This window comes from Nocardia iowensis (assembly GCF_019222765.1).
GTDB classification, from domain to species: Bacteria; Actinomycetota; Actinomycetes; order Mycobacteriales; family Mycobacteriaceae; genus Nocardia; species Nocardia iowensis.
The window spans coordinates 1,221,074-1,240,177 of record NZ_CP078145.1; the positions used below are offsets into that span (position 1 = coordinate 1,221,074).

Consider the following 19,104-nt stretch of genomic DNA (forward strand, 5'->3'; position numbering starts at 1 on the left):
GCGCAGCTCACGAAAAGTTTCTTTCCGAGCTGGGGTTATTCGACGTAGCTAGCCGGTAGCGAACTTCGAAACCCGTACAGGAACGGGCAGCCGCAGTGACGAGCCGGTGCCATCCGGGGCCGGGGGGAGGTACCCCCTGGGGGGAACGCGCGGACGACGCGACGCGCGACCGTAGCGGTTCGATCATCGGGAGGTCCAGGGTTGCCGATATGACATGCGTCACAGCCGGATTCGTGTTGACATGCACCGAGGGTGCACGTAAGTTCGGTGCTGTGAATGAGACACAGACCAGCCCGCTAGCCACGCTGACCCGATCCGAGCAGTTCCACCTGCTCGGCGAGTGGCACGCAGTAGGCAAGTACCGAACCATGCGCCCGACCTTCCAGGAGCAGCGCGACTACGCCGCGTACGAGACCGGGTACGTACTCGGTCTCCTGACCGGCGAGAGCCACAAGCTCTAACCCGACTGCTACAGGGTGCGCCGCATTCCGGTGTACCCCTACCTAGGGAGATCCCAAGATGCACAACGCATCTCGCATCATCCGCGTCGTAATCGGCGCAACCGTCCTGTTCGCCGTTCTGTCCATGGTCGCTATCGTCTGGGCCGGTCGGCAGGTCAGCGACGACGATTCCGACACTTACCCGGCGGCCACCGCGCCACCCTTCCCGCTCGGGTGGCTGACCAAATCAACGCTGTACTTGCCGAATGGCGATACGGTGCCCGACCTGTTCGCCGAACTTCCCGCGTCCGAAACGGTGCCTACGGTGCCGGAGGACGCGGCGGTGTTCGACTGCCGGGTGGACGGCAATCAGATCTGCGGCGTAGACGCCTACGTCGTCGGCCCGTACGGGGAGCCTATGCGGGTTGCCCCGGGCTACTGGGGATTTCACTGTCTGGGCGAGATCGGAAACCCCGGCGCGCGGGCAGCGCTCGGCATGGTCGAAATCGAGTGCCAGTGATTACGGCTCTGCGGCACGTCGACTATCCGCACTGCCCGGGGCAGCTGTACATGTGCTTCGCGTGTGAGGCGGGCGAATGTGTATGCGACCCGTCGACCGACGCGGGTTGTGTGTCGGATGAGTGCCTGATCAGCGGCTAACCAGCCTCTCTAAACGGCCCCGGCGCGTCCTTAGCGCGCCGGGACCACCTATCAGAATAGGACGGACCCGAATGACTGCAATCATCCTGCCTCTGCACGCCGAACACCCAACTGTCACGCTCGACAAGGGGCCGACGTATGCCCTGTACGGGCTGTATCGCGCCTACAGCCGCGCCCGCCAGCACGGCGACCCCGTCAAAGTGCTGGACGCGCACCGGTCCGCATACGTCGCTGCCGTCGCGGTCGCGGACGAGTCGACGTGCGAAGCGTTGCTAGTGCTCATTACGGCGGACCGCGCGTAGTGCCTCCGGCCGAACGGAGGCTAGCCGAGCTGCTAGAGCAGTTCATTTCGGCTCAGCGACGCGGCAGATTCCCCAGCGCTGCGGTGCGCCGCGAGATCGAATCGGCTGTGCAGCACGCAGATAACGGCACGGTGCGGCGTGCGTGGGATCGTGCACGCCTGCGAGCGAATGCCCGCCACACCCAATACACCCCTCACAACTGAATAATTCCTAGCAACCACCCGGTCAGTCCTCTGACCGGGTGTTTTGCGTTCCCGCGGACCAGTCGGCGAGCTGGTGTGGCTAACCGGCGGGCAACCGGCCAAACGGAGAGTCATCGAAACAAGTTGTGCCCCTTCGGTTCTCACACGGCAAACGCCGATAACACGGCCCAGACGCAACGCTGAGCGATCGAAACCGCTCGCAGCGGCAACCACCTCCCTTCGACCATTTTCGACGCTTAAAACGGCCGTCAGGGCAATTCCAAGAAGAATGCAGCCAGGTGTTGACATGCACCCGGGGTGCACGTAACGTCATTCATGTCAGGCCAGCGGCCAGACATTCAAACTCTCTCGATTGCACGGCGCGCTACGCGGTTCATCCGCGCTACGTACGCGGCAATCAAACGTCCTTTGAGAACTTCATAGTGTGGGGCCTATGCCCGAAACGGATACCTGGGTGGACTTGTCCCCGGGTATCAACGGACGGGCGTAAATACGGCACGACTAGAACAGCGTGCCACCCCGTAAGTCAAACCCAAATTCCTTGCCGCTTACGCGGCACGGATGGGGCTAGGACTTCAATGCCGGGCTCACGCCCGGAATGGCCGGTTCAAACCAGCGCGGGGACGGACTAGAGAAGGGAATGCCCATGCAGTTCGTCACACTGACATGCGAATCGGAACACGAATCGCAGGTGATCGGAAATTCGGTCAACCTGTACTTTCACATCCTCGCAGAGCGGGGCGTGAATCCGGAACGGTACTCGCCGTACCCCGAAGGCTCCGATGTCTTTCTGAACTGGAGCGACGTCAAGGAAACAGCTGCGTTCATCAAGGCCAGCAGCATGACCCGGATGTCCACCCACATGGCGAGAGCCATTCGAGAAGCCCTCTTGTACAAAGAGAAGCACGGGAAAGATCCCGAATTCTCCGAGACAGCAGGGAAGCTCGCCAATCGGCTGACCTCTGAAATCTGGCGGGCTGAGATAGCCCGTCGGTGAAGGTTTGAGTCGAATCAAAGGATTGAGCCTGAACCTTGTCCCGGCCGCTCACTGGCCGGGGCATTGTTGATGTCCAATCGAAGAAAGGTATGAGACAAATTGTACAGGGAGGAAGTAATGAACGAGAGACGGGCAAGGTGGGCCGAAATCGGGATCGAAACCTACACTCAGTCGGTGTCGGCGGCTCTCGAAAGGTTCGGGATTGGGACGGGTCAACTTTCCCAGAACAGCTTGTCAGAGGGCGAGGTTTTCGAGGAGGTTGCGAGTGATTTCGTGGGTAATCTCGCGCACCTGGCCCGGCGACGCGGCCACAATGTCCACGGAATCATCGAACGTGGACTCTTCCATTTCCAAGCGGAATGCGCCGAAGAGCAAAGCGAATGGGGTTCGATGTGAAGACCGTGCGTATCACTTGGAACTCGGCATCCGGTAAAGGCGAGGACCGTGGGTAGGGGCGTCACCGCGTCAACCCGCAAGCATTTCCGAACGCTGCCCGGCGGTGTTGTCGGGTGTTCGGGGTCGGGGTGCTTGCAGCCTGCCACGTGGTGGGCTGATTGGGAGCACAACGGGTGTCGCCGGTTCGTATCGACAGCATATTGCGACGCGCACGGATCGCACGAAAGGAATGACCCGACTGGAAAGACCAAGGTGCGAGCTGTCGGGGGTTGAGCCTCAAATTGGGCCACGGGAATCCCGTGGCCTTTCTTGAAGTTCAAACAAAAGGAGATAATCGTGTGCGACTGCACATGTCAAGACAATCATGAACGAGTGGCCAGAAAGGTAGCAGAACACCTTACGGGTGAATGGGTAGTGGACAACTACGACCCAACTGAAAGAGAACCCGTGCGCCTCTCGGGACCGGACAATATGCTGCTCTGGCTTACGATAGATAAATTTGCGTCGGAGCGAAAGCGCGCTCGGATACGCATAGGCGGAAGTTTTGGGGCCGAATATAGATACATCCCCCAGGGGGCTACGGTCGGGGACTACAGGATCACCGTGCGCGCCGATCGAGGATACGACGCGATAGCGCGCGAGGTCGAAAGTCGGTTGATTCCTCGCTATCGCGAAGCGCTGAGCGCGGCACTGGAGACCCACAACCAACTGCAAGCTAGGCGAGCGGCAGTCGTTTCGGAACTGCAAGAGATTTTGGAAGCCGAAATTTCCGACGTATCCAGCACAACAGCCAGATTCGGCAAACACCGGAAAGGCGTATTCAACGTCTTCGAGACTGGAGAGGTCTTGGTTTCGGTTCGGGTGCCCAGTGCTGACGCTGTCTCGGTCGCGCGCCATCTGAAAGAACTTGAATCGCTCTGGGTTTGAGCAGGAGAGCGACCCCCGAACAATGCCGTTCGGGGGTGGTTCGCTCGTTCAAAACAGAAAGGTACAACTCATGACCAAAGAAACAATAGAATGGTTGAACAACTTCACGCTGATCGGCCATACGGACAAGCGCGGCAAGGCATGGCACTACCGCAAGTCCGACCAGGGCGTCCAGTCAAACCATTACACAGGATTCGTACCGGTGGCCGATGTTGTAGCGCGTCTATTTGACTGGGAGGCGCAAGCAGCGCCGCTCCGCTACGACGTGCCCGGCACAATCGAGACCTTCACGAACATCAGCGATAACGGCACGATGATTCGCACGATCACCGACGATTCCCGCAAGGTGATCTATCGGTCCGACACCGGCGCGTTGCTGGGTGTCTTCAAGGAGAGCTACCGGATTCACCAGTTCAAAGAATGGTTGCTCGATAATCTCGCGAGCCTGATCACCCCGGACGGCCTCGCTGTCACCACCGATTCGCTCGGGATCGGCTCGGCCGGACTGTTGAAAGGTGGCGCTCAGGCTTGGGTACAGCTTGAGCGGCCAGACAACGTGACGACCCCGGAGGGCGTCAGCTTCCGGTCGTCTGTGCTTGCTAGCTCGTCGCACGATGGCACGGTCGCAACGCAGTTTTCCGCTGTGCAAACGATCGTGGTTTGCGACAACACGCACTGCTGGGCGTTGAACGAAGCACGCGGTACCGGAATGCGGTTCAAGTTCAAACGAACTAAGAACTCACTCAGCAAGATCAGTGACGCTCGGCAAGCGTTGGGAATCGTCGTGGAGTCTGCCGACCGGTTCGCCGCCGATGTGGCCGAGCTGTGCGCTACGACGGTCACTGATCGCCAGTTCTCTGAGTTTCTGAAGGTTTGGGCACCCGTGCCGGAGGAGAAGGGGCGCGGGCGAACACTTGCGGAGAACAAGCGCGACGCATTGACCACCATGTACAACACCGACATGAGGGCCGCGCCCTGGCGCGGCACGGCGTTCGGGGTTCTCCAGTCGGTCAACACCTACAACCACCATGGTTCTACCGTGCGCGGGGAAACCTCGCGGGCCGAACGCAACATGACCAACGCGATAACCGGCAAGACCGGGGAAGCGGACGCGGAAGCGCTCGACATGCTGAACCGAGTGTTGGTGTGCGCTTAAAGGCTTCAGCGCGCTTGTGGCTCCCGGTCGTCCTTAGCGACCGGGAGCCGCTTTGTATCCGAGTTACCGAGAAGGGGAACACGATGCGGGCAAATCCGAACCAACTGCTAGCCGAGTTCCGTGCGGCCGTCGCAGAATCCGAACACCTCGCGGAAGAGTTCAACTCAGATGACGACAAAGAGCACTCTGCGACCGAGTACCAACGATACGACGACCAAATGACTGCTCTGTACCAACGGGCGATCGAAGCGATGGACGCTCTAGACGGCTATCTCTCTCATGGTGGGCATCCGCCTGACGAGTGGTTGCGCTAGAACTGATGGCGGGCACAGGAATTCGACCGTAGTGTCGGTTCCTGTGACCGCTTACCCGCCCTCACCGGGTGATTCGCCCCAGTATCCGCAGACCAAGCCGTTTCCGGCCGGACCAGGTCCATACCTGGGCACCGGCCCCGCGCCGGCCTCGGTCCAGAGGAGCGCTCCCTACCTGCCGGAGAACCCACAGTCGGCGCCATACGGATCTTCGTATCCGCACGTCAACCAGAATTCCCAGTATCAGCAACAGTATCCGGCTGGACCCGGGGTGTGGCCGGGCCGGGGGCCGCAACAGCCGAATCCGGTCTATGGCAGTCCGCGGCAACCGGTGGTGGTGCAGCACGTCACCGCGACGCCGCGCCGGAGATGCAACCACCCGCTGCACTTCGCACTTACCTTGGTCTCGTGCGGGCTGTGGGCTCCGGTCTGGTTGTTCCTCGCGATCGTTCAACGATAGTGCGTCTGTGAAGGTTTGGGCCGAGGAGAAACAACTCGGCGCAGCATCAGGGCCGGATTGCCGAACGGAGATGTGGCGGATTGATGCTGGGGCGGTAGAGGTTTGAGGCAGTTCCAAACGGGCGGCGGGCGAAGGTTTCCGCAGATCAGAGTGTGCGAGAAGGCATTCCGTCGACCCTAAGCGAACTGGACTGTTTACCCCGTCAGGTTGACTTTTAAACGGCTTTTAACGGAGACTCGGATCACATCGTTAGACTGTCGAACGTGTGTTCGATACCGTAAGGACGGGTTGGGGTCGAAGGGGAGGGGGTGCGGGGATGACGTAGTTGACATATGCCCGGAGACACTGTCAACTAGTCTGTTGTGACAGCGGACAAGTCGGGGGCCGAGAAGGACCAACAAATGAATACAGTCATTGACGGATTGTCGGCCGAGGCGGTCAAGGCGCTGGTAGATGAAGGCGTAGGGTTCGCCGAAATCGCTAGACGCTGTGGAAAGTCTCGGCAGTACGTTCAGCAGTTCGCGGCCCGTCACGGAATAGCACTACCGAAGACGCCGCGAAGGATGGTGGGGGAAGAGTTTCCCTGGAAGGTTCCCTCCGCGATGCAGCGGACGCCGCCGTACCGGCGGATGCGGGATCACGGGGAGTTCATGGCGACCGGCGGCGAGGGCATGTCGGCTGAGAAGAAGTCAAGGCTTCGGTCCTGGTACGACATGCTTCGCAAGTACGAGGTCGTACTCGAATTCGATCCCGAACTCCCTCCTACCCCGGGTGTTTCCCCGGCCGGCGGCTTCGCCTACCGTCCGCGCGAACAGCGTGATGGTGCGAAACTCCTCATCAGGCTAAACGAGCACACTCGGCTGACATCCAACGGGAAGAAGATTTGGGTGTTTCCGCCGAAGGACCCGTAAGCGAAGGGGATGGACGAACTTGCTTGATCTGCTGCGCCACGATTCACTTGTCGTAGTGAATAACCTGCCGTGGGTGCAGGCTTTTCTCGAGGTAACCGCTGGTACCGTCTTGCTGTTCGTCCATCGGAGTTTGGCGTTGCCCTTGGATGACGAAAATTATGATCCGGTTGCGGATTTCATCAAGGTACGCAGAACAAAGTTGTTGTCCGAGCGAACGGAAAGGTTGCCGCAGTTCATGTTCGGGCAAGCGCTCATGTCCTGCTATCGGATCGACGGGGTCAAGGAAAGCGCAGCATAACCAAATAGGAGTAGACATGGTGGGAACCGGATGAACGGTTCGACCACAGACGAGAGGCCGCCCGGTACCGGGCGGCCTCTTTCTGTTTCTCAGCACAAGACATACAACCGATGCCCTTACGGCTACTACCTGGAAAGGATCGAGAGGGTCTGGCAGCGGCCCGCCGCGTGGTTATCTCAAGGCACTGCGTTCCACGAAGCCGCGGAGGCTTACGAACGATCCGGCCGAACAATGACCGTTGCCGAGATGCAAGAAGTGTTCCGAGAGTCCTACGTCCGCGAGACCAACGAGATGTGCAGCGAGACACCGAATCTCACTTACTGGTTCCGGTCGGGGCCGTACGCGGGGCCGCAGGATATCGAGCGCCGGTACGGGCTCGGGCTCGAACAAGTCGAGCGATACCCGGCCTGGTACGAGCGGCATCCGAACGAAGTCATCTGGATAGATCCAGATGGTGAGCCAGGGATCGAGTTGGGTTTCGTTGTCGATCTGGGCGGCGTCACAGTCCGCGGCTTCATTGACGCAGTGATCGTGGACCAGGTCACCGGCCGCATCCGGGTGCGAGACAACAAGAGCGGCAACCAACCCGGCGATGACTTCCAGCTCGGCACCTACAGCGCAGCGCTAGCGGTCAAGTACGAGATCGAGCCTCCCTCGGTAGGGGACTACTGGATGGCGAGAACCGGCAAGCCGACCTTCGACTACGACCTCACCGACTGGTCGGTGGAGCGAGTCACTGAAGAGTTCCACCAGCTAGCCGAGAACATCGAAGCCGAACGCTTCACCCCGGATCCGGAACCGTCGAAGTGCCGGTTCTGCTCGGTCGCATCCTCGTGCGAATTCTCCATGTGACCTGAACAACCAGTACGCCCCCGGACAAGCGTCCCGGGGCTTTTTTTTGTGCCCTGAACAGGAGGTACCGACGTTTACACCCTGCTCCAATCCCAGACCATCCGAGGTGCGGCAGGCAAGCCGCTGCCAACGGTCTTCAAAGCCCTAGCCGAGCGAGGCGCGGAATTCCTGCGCGGACAGCTCGTCCTCGTCGCCGCCGGCCCTGGCACCGGCAAAAGCCTGTTTACTCTCACGCTCGCTCTGCGGTCCAAGGTGCCGACCCTCTATTTCAGCGCGGACAGCGACGCGTTCACCCAGCTCACGCGCTCGGTAAGCGTTCTCACCGGATGGCGCCACGAGGATGCAGCCAAACGAGTACTTGCCGGAGACCTCGGCATGGTCTCCGACCTACTGACCAAGGTTCCGATCCGTTTGGTCTACGAAGCGTCCCCGACCCTGGATGACATCGAACGCGCGACGCTGGCGTACGACGAGGTCTACGGTCACTACCCGCAGTTGGTGGTCATCGACAACATCACGAACGTATCGACCGAAGCAAGCGGCGAGGATCCGTTCGCCGGGCTGGAAGCCCTCACCGACTACCTACACGGAATGGCACGCCAAACCGGCGCGTGCGTCGTGTGTCTACATCACGTCACCGGGCCATATGTGGACGCCGAAAAGCCGATTCCCCTCAGCGGGGTCAAAGGACAGATCACAAGAGTTCCCGAACTCGTGCTGACCCTGTTCAGGCCGATCAGAGAGTTCGGCGGGGACGTGCTCGGGGTGTCGACGGTCAAGAACCGCGCAGGCCGCGCGGACCCATCGGGCGCGGACTTCGCCGAACTTGAGTGGATCGGCGACACCATGACCGTCCGCGACCTCCGTGCCGCGTAAACCGGTGAAGCCGTGCGTGGACTGCACGGCAGAACTGATCACGACCCGCCGCCCGACTCCACACCCCGGGCCGAGATGCGCGACGCATCACCGCGCACGCCGGTCGAAACTCCGAAAGACCAGTCACAGCAGGCACATCGAAGCCACCTACGGCATCACGGCTGCCGAGTACGAGCAATTGCTCGCCCACCAAGCGGGGACATGCTTCATCTGCCGACGAGCGACCGGCGCTCGGAAACGTCTGGCGGTTGACCACTCGCATTCCTCCGGCGAGGTCCGCGGGCTGCTGTGTAAGAGCTGTAACCGCGATGTCCTCGGACATCTACGAGACGACGTGGCAGCAGCACAGCGTGTTGTCGCCTACCTCACCGATCCGCCCGCGCTTCGAGTGATCGGGCGTCGGGTGGTGCCAAACCACGAAGGATGATCAATTGCGCCCTGTCGCCGAAAACCTGACTATCGCCCTCGGCCTGATCAACAAAGCCGGGCTCGGGCGGGGAGTGCTCTACAACCACGAAAGCGGCTGCTACTGCTCGCTGGGAGCTATACATGCTGCCCGTACCGGGCTGCGCGGCTTCGCCGTCGCCATCGATGAAGACCGAAAGTTTGGGACGAAACGCGCCTATCAGAATTCTCCGGAGGCTGACGCTGTGCGGTTGTCCATGCTGCGACTGGGTCTGCTCCCTGATGCCGATGGTGACTTCTCCGATGTCTATCGGGTCAACGACTCGGCACCCAACCCCGACGTAGTCATCGAGGCGTTCGAGCAGGCTATCGAGAACCTGGCGTAATGACCGCGATCATCGCGGCTATCCAGCGGTACTACCCGGACTGGATCCCGCCGGAGGACCGGCAAACCTACAACAAGTGCTTGTGCCCGTTCCACGGAGAATCGCGACCTTCCGCGTCGATCTCCTTCGAGCACAACCGATTCAACTGCTTCGCGTGCGGCACCTCCGGCGACGCGATCGACATCATCAGACACCAAGAGGAGGGCATCAGTTTTGCAGAGGCTAAGCGCCTCGCAGCGGACCTATCTCCAGGACGCGACGACGCTGTACGCGAGAGCGTTCCGAGGAAGCCCAGCCGAAGAGTATTCGGCCAATCGCGGACTGACGGATCTGGACAGACAGGGACTGGACCCGTTCCTGCTCGGGTACGTGGCCGATCCGCTCCCTGGGCATGAGGACTACGCAGGGTTTCTCGCAATCCCTTATCTGAGGACGGCGGCGGACGGTCGTCTATCAGTGGTGTCGATCCGATTCCGTTGCATCGCAGAGGATTGCGAACACAGCGGTCATGGCAAGTACATGACACTGGCTGGAGACCGGCCCCGGCTGTACAACACGGCCGATCTACTGGTTCCATCCCGGTTCGTGGTGTTGGCCGAAGGCGAACTCGACGCCATTGCGGCGCACCGGATCGGGCTGCCGACCACCGGATTTCCGGGTTCGAACGCTTGGCAACCTTGGTTCCGGGACGCACTGCTCGGCTACGAGACCGCGCTTATCCCCGCAGATGGGGACAAGGCAGGCCGGAAGTTCGCAGCAGCTACCGCGAAACACCTTCCGAACGCCAAGGTCATCTACCTCCCAGAGGGTGAAGACGTCAACTCGCTGATCCTCGCGGAAGGACCAGAAGCATTCAAAGAAAGACTGGGAATTGAGGCCGATTGAGGTCACGGTGTACACGAGGCCGAGCTGCCAACCGTGTGCGTACACCAAACGAGCGCTGATCAAACAGGGAGTTGACTTCACCGAAGTCGATATCACCGAAGACCCACAAGCGTTCGAGTACTTGAAATTCCACCTCGGGGCACAGGAAGTGCCCGTTGTCGTGGTGATGGAGCGTGCCGACCATTGGACAGGTGCGCGAGAGGAGAAGATCCGAGAGTGGACGGATCAAATGAAATCGAAGACGGACTAGACGATCAGCGTGACTTCGACGGCTGGGGTTGCGGTTCAGATGAATGTGACTGTGCTGATGAGTTTTTCGAAGACTGGGAAGGTGTATAAACAGTTTGAATAGCAAGGTTGACCCGTCTTACTACCAGGGTTTCAGCAACGGGGCCGAGATGATCGACATCACGGAGAACCTGACTCCCAATGCCGCACAAGCAGTTCAGTACATCGGCCGGTCGTGCCGCATGGATGGAAACAACAAGGGCGACATCGGTCAGGATCTGAACAAGGCACTGTGGTTCATCACCCGTGAACTACGTCGGATCGGATCGGACAGCCCAGCGCCGCCCGGGGACGGCTCGCGTCGCGTCGCACGGATATGGGACCGAATCGAAGACGTACCCGATGACGTAGAAGTCACCGACATCGACGGCGACGGCGTTGTCAAGGTCGACGGCATCACCTTCCGAACCTCGTACGGGCGCACCGGTTCACTACATGAGCGTTTCGAGACCGATGGTGCTGATAACGACTACGCGCCCTTCACCGAGGTGATTGCTTGACGCGCCGAATCGTCATCATCTCCGATACCCAGATCCCCTACGACCACCGGAGAGCGGTGAAGGCCGTCATCCGGTACATCGCGGATACGCAACCGGATGAAGTAGTCCACATCGGCGATTTGATGGACTTCCCTCAGCCGTCGCGCTGGTCGAAGGGGACGGCCGCGGAGTTCGAGGGCAGCGTCCTGGAGGACTGCGAACAGGCTAAACGCCGATTCCTCGCCCCCCTCCGGGAGGTCTACGAAGGACCGATCGGCGTACACGAGGGAAACCACGATCTGAGACCAAGAGAATACCTGAGCAAATACGCCCCGGCACTCGCAGAGTCCGGGGCTTTCGATTTGCCGGAACTGTTGGACTTCAACCGGTTTGGCGTTTCTATGCTCCCGGAGTTCTATCACGTAGCGCCGGGCTGGGTAACCACCCACGGGCACCGCGGCGGAATCCGGCTCAGCCAGGAATCCGGCAAGACTGCGCTAAACGCGGTGCGCCGCTTCGGAACCTCCGTCGCCATGGGACACACACATCGGCTGGCAGCGGTGCCGCACACGACCGGATACGGCGCACAGGAACGAATCAACACCGGGTTCGAGGTCGGACACCTCATGGACATGAAGCAGGCCCAGTACCTGAAAGGCGCAACCGCGAACTGGCAGATGGGTTTCGGGATTCTCACGGTCGACGGCAACCACGTCAGGCCCGAAGCCATCCCGATCACCGCTAACAAGTTCACGGTCGACGGCCGGGTGTGGCAGGTATGAGGGAATTGCTCGATACGAAGAAGGTTCAAAACCTCATCGGTCGCGCCGCGAGCGCGGTAGTACGTGAATGGCCCGGCGTCATCGACGCCGAAGACCTCGGACAAGAACTATGGCTGTGGATCCTGACCAGCAAATCAGTTCAAACCAAAATCGTCGGATCCGACGACTACCTGTCCTATCGGCTGCTCGTGCAGCACGGGCACAAGATCGCCTCAGCTGAGGCCGAGAAGAACATCCGATTCGCGACCAACGTGCAGTACTCAACCGACGACGTGCGGAAAGCGCTCGACGGCCAATTGCGGTGGGCCGAACTACTCGATGACCTCACTGCCGCAATGGAAGTGATCCGCGCGAAGAACCCCCAGTACGCCGACGCGATCCGAAAGCGGTTCGGCGAGAAGCAAAAAGGCATCGACTACAACGCCGTCAAGCGCGGCGTCATCGCAGTCACCGAAGAAATGAACCGCCAGGCACGAGTGAAACGAGCCGAGTACGGCGACGGACCAGGCGCGCGGCGCGTGGTCTCCAACGCAGCGGCGCAGACCGCATCGAAGGGCAACGAGTGAAAGACATCCTGGACCCCGCGCTGAACGGCAACGGATCCATCGAGATGTACCGGGGCTGGGCGCATCCGGACATCCATTTCGACCAGAAACCGGCGCTGCTGGACAACTGGTCCGACGACGACATCGAAATGTACTGCGGAAAGAGGAGTGCAGCTTGACCAACGACCCGTTTGACAACGCAACGACCGCTGACGCCCCGACCGAACCTGAGAGTACGGCCGCGGCCAAGCCCGGCCCGACTCGCCGTGACGGCAAGGTGGTCGTCACGCTCAAGGGCGGCCGAGACTTCGATGCTCCGTGGATCGTGCACCACGCCGACAGTGTCGCCGAAGCCGAACAGCTGGTGAGGGATTCCCGAGCCCTGATGAAGCTGTCACAGGAAGCGGCAGCACATTTCGCTGGCCTCGCACCCGGCAAGCCCGCGCCACAGGGCACACAGCCAGCTGCACGTCCCGCTCCGGCGGCCAAACCCGCTCATCAGCAGGCACCCGGCGGCGAAGGGCGCCAGTGCAAGCACGGCGAGATGGTCTTCAAGTCCGGCGTAGCCAAGAAGGACGGTAAGCCGTGGTCGGCATTCATGTGCCCCGCTCCGGCCAGCACACCCGACCAGTGCGAAAAGCAGTGGCTTCGCTGATCTGACCTAACAACACCCGAGGGCGGCTCTCGTATTGGGAGCCGCCCCTTTTCGTCCTGGAACCGAAACCGAGAACGGGAGCACCGCACCATGGCCACTGCTGATACCGCCTTCTTGTATCGCCGGATCGAGGAACTGGAGACCGAGAACGAAGCACTGAAGGCCAAGTACGACAACCGGAAAAAGTTGTCGCACAACGATGTCCGATGGATCCGTCGTCTGGCAGACAACGCCAAGCTCAGTCACGCGGAGCTGGCGGAGATGTACGGCGTCGGCGAACCCAACATCAGCCGCATCGTCCGGCGCATCTATTACCCCGAGGTGGCGTGAGAGAACTTCACTACAGGCTCTGCGGCGAAGCCGTCTCTATCCGAATCCCTGAGACAGACGCCGACCTCACTCAGTTCTCTGACTGGATCGACGCCAACAATCGACGCCGGATCGGGCTCGACACCGAAACCACCGGCCTAGACATCTACAGCGCCGGATACCGGCTCCGCACAGTGCAATTCGGCACCGAACGCGAAGGCTGGGTGCTGGTCGTGGAGAACGGCGCCCGGTTCCTCGAGGTCGCACGAAAAGCCGTCCTCAGCCTCAGCCACCCGATCATTCAGAACGCCAGTTTCGATATCCAGGTGCTCGAACACCACCTCGCGGTGCCATCGGTGCAACTGTGGCCCAGGGTGGCCGATACGCGGATCCTCGCCCACCTGGTGGACCCGCGCGGCGAAGAGGAAGGCGGCACCGGCCACTCGCTCGAAGCGTTGGTGAAGCGCTACGTCGACCCCAACGCAGGCGAGGAGGTCAAGGGGCTACCCGCCAAACTAGCGACGCGGTACAAGACCAGCAAAGACAAGATATGGGCCGTCCCCGAGGTCGTAGACGACCCCGAATATCTGCTCTACGCCGGGATGGACCCCGTATTCACGATGCGGCTCCACAGCGCGGTAGAGCCCTTGGTGCCCAGCGAATCCCGGCACCTGATCGCCTACGAACACGAGGTAGCCCGGGTGTGCTCCGCGATGGAGCGAACCGGGTTCTTGCTCGATGTCACCTACACAGAACAGCTCGCCGACGAGCTGAGGGCACAAGAGGAAGAGGCGACGCTTCACGCGTTGGCGTTCTTCGGAATCCACTCGGTGAACGCCACCGAGGAGGTCGCCGAAGTGCTCTGGGAACTTGGAGTCCAGATCCCCGAACGGACACCGACAGGCAAGCGGAAAGTCGACAAGGTTCTGTTGGGCAACCTTGCCGAAGATGTCCCCGAGTTGGGCAGCGTCGGGCATCTGGTCGCCGCAGTTACCGAGGCCAAGAAGGCGCGGAAGTGGCGAAAGACATGGCTGCAATCGTTCCTGGAAGGCCGCGATCCCGGAGACCGGGTGCATCCCTCGATCCATCCGCTTCGTGCCCGCACCGCTCGAATGTCGATCTCGACCATCCCGGCTCAAACGTTGCCCTCCGGAGACCCGACGATCCGGCGGTGCTTTATCGCCGAGCCGGGCCGCTCGATCGTCAGCGTTGACTATGCGGCGCAAGAACTTCGGGTACTCGCCGCGCTGTCTGGTGATCCGACTATGCGGCAGGCATTCGCTGAAGGCGCGGACCTTCACCAACTCACCGCCGAGGCGGCAGGTGTCGTCCGCCAAGTCGGCAAGACAACCAATTTCTTGCAGGTCTACGGCGGCGGTGCTTCAACCCTCGCCGAAAAAGCCGATATCGATATGGCGACTGCCAAGCAGGTGTTCGCGGCCTTCGCCCGAACCTATCCACAGGTGGCTGTCTTCGCGAAGCGGCTGTCGAAAATCGCTGTCCAACAGGGATACATCACCACCCGAACAGGTCGACGCCTGCCGGTCGACCGCTCACGCCCATACTCGGCGCTCAACTACATGATCCAGAGCACCAGCCGAGATGTGACCTGCCGCGGTCTTCTCGCGTTGGACAACGCCGGATTCACACCCTACCTGCGGTTACCCGTGCATGACGAGGTAATCGCCTCGGTGCCGGCCGAGCACGCCGAGTACGGCGCACGGGAGATCGCACGCCATCTACGGATGGAACTCGAAGGCGTCCTGATCGACACCGACGCCGACGTTTACGGCCCCTCGTGGGGACACGGATACATGACGAAAGCAGCTTGACTATGAAAAAGATTGTGGCCGTTGGTCTTCTGGCTTTCGGCGTTCTGGTTTTGTCCGCGTGCGATCCCTCCAGGGCGGGCACGGTCGGAACAGAGGTACGAACCGTCCGGCTCCAGGACGGCAGGACGGTCTTCTGTGTAGTCGCCGCCAACACCAGCGCGAAGTCAGCGGCGCTCGATTGCGATTGGCAGCACAGTGGACGATGACGAGTTCCTGGACCGGCTCTACCAAGCGTGGGCCAAGACCACCGATGCCGACCAGGCCGCATGGGCGGCCTCCGAAGACGAAGGACTCGGTGTCTGGGAAGTCTGGTCTGTCGAAGGCCAGGACCAGAAGTCACCCATCGTGTCATTCGCCAACCAAGCCGACGCCGAATTCATAGCCATCGTCCACTCCGGACTCCCGGCGTTGATTCGCCGGTTCCGTGAAGCCCTGGACGAAGCCGAACGACTCGACATCGAGAAAGACGCTCTTACCGGTCAGCTCGCCGATACCGAACTGGCACTTGAGAACTCGAAGGGACTGCATTGACCTACCGCAACAACAAGAAGCGGACCTCCTACCGAACCAGCACCGCGAGTTCATCCAACAACGAGGTCGCAACCGCGACGACAGCCTACGAGTCGGGTGTACCGGCCTCCCCGTGTGACTCCTCCACCACCGCTAGCCACTGCGGGAGCGGCGAATGATCGATGTCCTGATCATGGGCGGCACCTGGAACCCAAACGGGGAGGGCGTCACTAACGCATTCGCGTCCCACCTGGACCCGGCCAAGTTCCGGGCGCGCTGGATCGACTACCCCGCCGACTACGGCAACCGGGTCACCTACGCCGACTCCGTCCGCGCCGGACGTGAAGCGCTCATCAACGCCATCAGGGCCACGCCGAATCTCGTCGTTCTCGCTGGCTACAGCCAAGGCGCGGGCATCGCCGGAGACGTGGCCGACGAGATCGGCCGCGGAATGCACACCGACCTGGAAGTGCTCGGTGTCGCGCTGATCGCGGACCCAGCCCGGCCGGCGGGGATAGACCTGGTCGGCCTGGACCCCGGCGGCTACGGCATCACCGGACAACGGCACATCACCGGCATTCCAGCCTGGCACGTCGCCGCCGAAGGCGACCCAATCACCGCGCTACCCGAAGGGTCGGCGCTGCGTTCGATCGCGGACCTGTCCGCGTACTGGAACATGGCGAGTCTGGACGGATTCATCCGATGGGGCCAATCTCTCATCGAGACCGCGAGCAGTAGGCAGCTCCAGCGGTGGTGGTCGATCGAAAACCATCGGACCTGGTTCGGCGCAGCTCGCCAAGCACGGGCGTACCTGTTCGACGGCCGCCACACCGACGCATACGTGTTCGAGGGCCACGCACAGCGACTGGCCGAAGCCCTGAACGAGGAGTTCGGCTATTGACCGAACTAGTCATCACTCGCGGCTATCCAGGCAGCGGGAAAACCACCTATGCGCTCAACTGGATTGCAGAACAACCGAACCGAGCGCGGGTCAATCGAGATGACCTCCGCAAGATGCTGTTCAACGGCGAAGGCATCCTCACCGACGCGCAAGAGTGCGCCGTTACCGTGGCGCAAAACGCCATGGCGGCAAGCCTGCTCGACCGGGAAATCTCGGTAATCGTTGACGACACCAACCTGCGCCTGCGAGTCGCCCGAAACTGGGCGGATCTGGCCCGCGAGCACGGAGCCGACTTCCGATGCGTCGACTTCCGGACCGATGCCGAGACCTGTATCGAGCGAAACCGGGCGCGGCAACGAGCCGCGCAACGCTACGTTCCGCACGGGCGAATCCTCGATATAGCCAAACGGTTTCCAGTCGCCCAGTGGCAACCGGTCACACCGCGGACCGTGGCCGATCTCGAACGGTACGTACCGGACATCACGAAGCCCGAAGCGTGGATTTTCGATTTGGACGGCACGCTCGCCCACATGCACGGGCGCGATCCCTACGATTTCAGCCGAGTAGGAGAAGACGCGGTCGACCACACCGTCCGTCACGTCTACCAGATGCTGTCCACGGACGAAACGCCGTCAGGTTCTCCCGTCATGATCATCGTGTCAGGCCGCAAGGCCGTCTGCCTGGACGCCTCGCTGGCGTGGCTGCACCGTCAGCAGATCTACTCCGACCTGACCCTCATGAGAGCCGACGACGACAACCGGCCCGACCACATCGTGAAGCTCGAAATCTTCAACAAACACATCCGGCACAACTACAACGTGCTCGGTGTCTTTGACGACCGCAACTCCGTTGTCGCTATGTGGCGACGGCTGGGGCTCAAGACATTTCAGGTCCAGGAAGGGAACTTCTAGCTTGCGTTTCGACACCCCCAAGAACGAGAACTACTCAGCCGTGGTCACTTCGGTGAAGGCTGTCCTTTCGCTGAAGGACAAGGACCGCATCGTCGGCCTGCCCCTCTACGGGCACCAAGCCATCGCCCAAAAAGGCTGGCAGGTAGGCGATCTCGGCGTGTTCTTTCCCGCCGAAACACAGCTCAGCCACGCCTACGCCTCAGCGAACAACCTGTATCGCAACGCCGATCTCAACGAGGATCCGACATCCACCGGATACCTCGAAGACAACCGCAGGGTCAAGGCGTTGAAGTTCGGCGGGCACCGAAGCGACGCCATGTTCATGCCATTGACAAGCCTGGCATTCACCGGCATTGATCCGGACGAGCTTCGCGACGGCGACACCTTCGACACGCTGAACAACGTCGAAATCTGCCGCAAGTACGAGGTGAGGCCACTACGGACCGCGAGCACCAAAGGCAACCTGGCGCCGAAGCCACGACGCATTGCCGACAAGTACTTTCCGCAACATCTCGACACCAACCAGTACTGGCGACACCAACACGCGATCGAACCCGATGACTTCGTCTACGTCACGCAGAAGCTTCACGGCACGTCGATCAGAGTTGGGCGGACCCTCGTTGAGCGCAAGCTCCCCTGGCGAGAACGGCTCGCTAAGCGCCTCGGCGTCACGGTTCAGCAGACCGCCTACGACAACGTCTACGGATCGCGGCGGGTCATCAAAGACATCAATGACCCCGACCAGATCCACCACTACGGCATGGACATCTGGACCACCGAGGGCAAGAAGCTCGACGGCCTGATCCCAGCCGGGCACGTGATTTACGGCGAACTAATCGGCTGGACTTCTGACCTCTCTCCCATCCAGAAGGGATACACCTACGACATCCCGAAGGGGCACGCCAGGCTATACGTCTATCGCGTCGCGATGGTGAACCCAGAAGGGCGGATGACCGATCTCGCATGGCCGCAACTCGAAGAGTTCTGCCACAGCCTCGGACTCAACCCCGCACCGCTGCTATGGGCTGGATATGCCGAGAATTTCCAGGTCGATGATTGGATGGACCGCCGATACTACGACGAGGGACACCCGAACGCGGTCCCGCTCGACCCCGGTACGACGGTCGATGAGGGCGTGGTGGTCCGCGTCGAAGGGCTGACACCAGACCTCTACAAAGCCAAGGCACCCCGGTTCTACGAACATGAGACCGATATGAACAACCAAGGAATCCCGGATATGGAATCGACACAAGCCGCAGCGGCGTAGAAGAAGCGGAATGCGGGGGGCCGTCGTGCCGGACCCCCGCAACCACGTATCCGAGACGACTCTCAGTCTCGAAAAAGTGCCGGGAGCCGAAGCTCCCGACGTCGGCCGCTGCGACGTGTGAATGAGACAGCGACGAAATCGAAGATATCACCGCACGACC

The 19,104-nt window shown here is 61.0% G+C and carries 27 protein-coding genes and 1 pseudogene; all 28 read left to right on the forward strand.

What is annotated here, in order from left to right:
• The first annotated feature begins 272 nt into the window (after positions 1-272).
• Positions 273-461: a hypothetical protein gene (locus KV110_RS05395; RefSeq protein ID WP_218473973.1), complete on the forward strand. Its 189-nt coding sequence runs from the start codon at positions 273-275 to the stop codon at positions 459-461.
• Positions 462-519: 58 nt separating this feature from the next.
• A complete protein-coding gene (locus KV110_RS05400; RefSeq protein ID WP_218473975.1) occupies positions 520-960 on the forward strand; it encodes a hypothetical protein in 441 nt (146 codons plus the stop codon).
• 211 nt (positions 961-1,171) lie between these two features.
• Positions 1,172-1,402 carry a hypothetical protein gene (locus tag KV110_RS05405; RefSeq protein WP_218473977.1) on the forward strand — a complete coding sequence of 77 codons (231 nt, stop codon included), beginning with the start codon at positions 1,172-1,174 and terminating at the stop codon, positions 1,400-1,402.
• An 849-nt stretch (positions 1,403-2,251) separates the two neighbouring features.
• Positions 2,252-2,602: a hypothetical protein gene (locus KV110_RS05410; RefSeq protein WP_218473979.1), complete on the forward strand. Its 351-nt coding sequence runs from the start codon at positions 2,252-2,254 to the stop codon at positions 2,600-2,602.
• A 117-nt stretch (positions 2,603-2,719) separates the two neighbouring features.
• A complete protein-coding gene (locus tag KV110_RS05415) occupies positions 2,720-2,998 on the forward strand; it encodes a hypothetical protein (protein WP_218473981.1) in 279 nt (92 codons plus the stop codon).
• A 603-nt stretch (positions 2,999-3,601) separates the two neighbouring features.
• Positions 3,602-3,925 (forward strand): hypothetical protein, encoded by a 324-nt coding sequence (locus KV110_RS05420; protein WP_218473983.1) that lies wholly within the window; start codon positions 3,602-3,604, stop codon positions 3,923-3,925.
• Between the two features lie 70 nt (positions 3,926-3,995).
• Positions 3,996-5,081, forward strand: a complete 1,086-nt coding sequence (locus KV110_RS05425) for a DUF932 domain-containing protein (protein WP_218473985.1) — start codon at positions 3,996-3,998, stop codon at positions 5,079-5,081.
• An 83-nt stretch (positions 5,082-5,164) separates the two neighbouring features.
• The gene (locus KV110_RS05430) at positions 5,165-5,395 is read left to right on the forward strand and encodes a hypothetical protein (RefSeq protein ID WP_218473987.1); all 231 of its coding nucleotides are present in this window, start codon (positions 5,165-5,167) and stop codon (positions 5,393-5,395) included.
• Between the two features lie 858 nt (positions 5,396-6,253).
• Positions 6,254-6,763: an XRE family transcriptional regulator gene (locus KV110_RS05435; protein WP_218473989.1), complete on the forward strand. Its 510-nt coding sequence runs from the start codon at positions 6,254-6,256 to the stop codon at positions 6,761-6,763.
• A 19-nt stretch (positions 6,764-6,782) separates the two neighbouring features.
• Positions 6,783-7,061 carry a hypothetical protein gene (locus KV110_RS05440; protein ID WP_218473990.1) on the forward strand — a complete coding sequence of 93 codons (279 nt, stop codon included), beginning with the start codon at positions 6,783-6,785 and terminating at the stop codon, positions 7,059-7,061.
• A gap of 30 nt (positions 7,062-7,091) precedes the next feature.
• Positions 7,092-7,913: a RecB family exonuclease gene (locus tag KV110_RS05445; RefSeq protein WP_218473992.1), complete on the forward strand. Its 822-nt coding sequence runs from the start codon at positions 7,092-7,094 to the stop codon at positions 7,911-7,913.
• Between the two features lie 123 nt (positions 7,914-8,036).
• Positions 8,037-8,789 carry an AAA family ATPase gene (locus tag KV110_RS05450; protein ID WP_281427815.1) on the forward strand — a complete coding sequence of 251 codons (753 nt, stop codon included), beginning with the start codon at positions 8,037-8,039 and terminating at the stop codon, positions 8,787-8,789.
• Positions 8,790-8,805: 16 nt separating this feature from the next.
• On the forward strand, positions 8,806-9,216 hold the full coding sequence (locus tag KV110_RS05455) for an endonuclease VII domain-containing protein (RefSeq protein WP_246634359.1): 411 nt from the start codon (positions 8,806-8,808) through the stop codon (positions 9,214-9,216).
• A gap of 4 nt (positions 9,217-9,220) precedes the next feature.
• On the forward strand, positions 9,221-9,580 hold the full coding sequence (locus KV110_RS05460) for a DUF6197 family protein (RefSeq protein ID WP_218473996.1): 360 nt from the start codon (positions 9,221-9,223) through the stop codon (positions 9,578-9,580).
• Positions 9,580-9,759, forward strand: a pseudogene (locus tag KV110_RS42015) (CHC2 zinc finger domain-containing protein); the annotation flags it as partial. The gene KV110_RS05460 and the pseudogene KV110_RS42015, both read left to right, overlap by 1 nt.
• Before the next feature lie 34 nt (positions 9,760-9,793).
• Positions 9,794-10,465: a toprim domain-containing protein gene (locus KV110_RS05465; RefSeq protein ID WP_218473998.1), complete on the forward strand. Its 672-nt coding sequence runs from the start codon at positions 9,794-9,796 to the stop codon at positions 10,463-10,465.
• Positions 10,466-10,472: 7 nt separating this feature from the next.
• A complete protein-coding gene (locus tag KV110_RS05470; RefSeq protein ID WP_246634360.1) occupies positions 10,473-10,715 on the forward strand; it encodes a glutaredoxin family protein in 243 nt (80 codons plus the stop codon).
• 94 nt (positions 10,716-10,809) lie between these two features.
• Positions 10,810-11,253, forward strand: coding sequence for a hypothetical protein (locus KV110_RS05475; RefSeq protein WP_218473999.1), 444 nt, complete (start codon positions 10,810-10,812; stop codon positions 11,251-11,253).
• Positions 11,250-12,014, forward strand: a complete 765-nt coding sequence (locus KV110_RS05480) for a metallophosphoesterase (protein ID WP_218474001.1) — start codon at positions 11,250-11,252, stop codon at positions 12,012-12,014. Before KV110_RS05475 ends, KV110_RS05480 begins: the two co-directional genes overlap by 4 nt.
• A complete protein-coding gene (locus tag KV110_RS05485) occupies positions 12,011-12,580 on the forward strand; it encodes a hypothetical protein (RefSeq protein ID WP_218474002.1) in 570 nt (189 codons plus the stop codon). The genes KV110_RS05480 and KV110_RS05485 overlap by 4 nt, the downstream gene beginning before the upstream one ends.
• Positions 12,577-12,738, forward strand: coding sequence for a hypothetical protein (locus KV110_RS05490; RefSeq protein WP_218474004.1), 162 nt, complete (start codon positions 12,577-12,579; stop codon positions 12,736-12,738). Before KV110_RS05485 ends, KV110_RS05490 begins: the two co-directional genes overlap by 4 nt.
• Positions 12,735-13,214, forward strand: coding sequence for a hypothetical protein (locus KV110_RS05495; protein ID WP_218474006.1), 480 nt, complete (start codon positions 12,735-12,737; stop codon positions 13,212-13,214). Before KV110_RS05490 ends, KV110_RS05495 begins: the two co-directional genes overlap by 4 nt.
• Before the next feature lie 90 nt (positions 13,215-13,304).
• The gene (locus KV110_RS05500) at positions 13,305-13,544 is read left to right on the forward strand and encodes a hypothetical protein (protein ID WP_218474007.1); all 240 of its coding nucleotides are present in this window, start codon (positions 13,305-13,307) and stop codon (positions 13,542-13,544) included.
• A complete protein-coding gene (locus tag KV110_RS05505) occupies positions 13,541-15,355 on the forward strand; it encodes a DNA polymerase (RefSeq protein ID WP_218474008.1) in 1,815 nt (604 codons plus the stop codon). The genes KV110_RS05500 and KV110_RS05505 overlap by 4 nt, the downstream gene beginning before the upstream one ends.
• Before the next feature lie 195 nt (positions 15,356-15,550).
• Entirely contained in the window at positions 15,551-15,886 is a 336-nt protein-coding gene (locus KV110_RS05510) for a hypothetical protein (protein WP_218474010.1), read from the forward strand.
• A gap of 154 nt (positions 15,887-16,040) precedes the next feature.
• Positions 16,041-16,766, forward strand: coding sequence for a cutinase family protein (locus KV110_RS05515; protein WP_218474011.1), 726 nt, complete (start codon positions 16,041-16,043; stop codon positions 16,764-16,766).
• On the forward strand, positions 16,763-17,677 hold the full coding sequence (locus KV110_RS05520) for a phosphatase domain-containing protein (RefSeq protein ID WP_218474013.1): 915 nt from the start codon (positions 16,763-16,765) through the stop codon (positions 17,675-17,677). Before KV110_RS05515 ends, KV110_RS05520 begins: the two co-directional genes overlap by 4 nt.
• Before the next feature lies 1 nt (position 17,678).
• Positions 17,679-18,944, forward strand: a complete 1,266-nt coding sequence (locus KV110_RS05525; protein WP_218474014.1) for an RNA ligase family protein — start codon at positions 17,679-17,681, stop codon at positions 18,942-18,944.
• Positions 18,945-19,104 lie beyond the last annotated feature (160 nt).

Coding starts and splice junctions, on each gene's coding strand:
- KV110_RS05430 (WP_218473987.1), top strand. CDS start 5,165: ATGCGGGCAAATCCGAACCAACTGCTAGCCGAGTTCCGTGCGGCCGTC.
- KV110_RS05415 (WP_218473981.1), top strand. CDS start 2,720: ATGAACGAGAGACGGGCAAGGTGGGCCGAAATCGGGATCGAAACCTAC.
- KV110_RS05410 (WP_218473979.1), top strand. CDS start 2,252: ATGCAGTTCGTCACACTGACATGCGAATCGGAACACGAATCGCAGGTG.
- KV110_RS05445 (WP_218473992.1), top strand. CDS start 7,092: ATGAACGGTTCGACCACAGACGAGAGGCCGCCCGGTACCGGGCGGCCT.
- KV110_RS05400 (WP_218473975.1), top strand. CDS start 520: ATGCACAACGCATCTCGCATCATCCGCGTCGTAATCGGCGCAACCGTC.
- KV110_RS05500 (WP_218474007.1), top strand. CDS start 13,305: ATGGCCACTGCTGATACCGCCTTCTTGTATCGCCGGATCGAGGAACTG.
- KV110_RS05425 (WP_218473985.1), top strand. CDS start 3,996: ATGACCAAAGAAACAATAGAATGGTTGAACAACTTCACGCTGATCGGC.
- KV110_RS05405 (WP_218473977.1), top strand. CDS start 1,172: ATGACTGCAATCATCCTGCCTCTGCACGCCGAACACCCAACTGTCACG.
- KV110_RS05485 (WP_218474002.1), top strand. CDS start 12,011: ATGAGGGAATTGCTCGATACGAAGAAGGTTCAAAACCTCATCGGTCGC.
- KV110_RS05435 (WP_218473989.1), top strand. CDS start 6,254: ATGAATACAGTCATTGACGGATTGTCGGCCGAGGCGGTCAAGGCGCTG.
- KV110_RS05515 (WP_218474011.1), top strand. CDS start 16,041: ATGATCGATGTCCTGATCATGGGCGGCACCTGGAACCCAAACGGGGAG.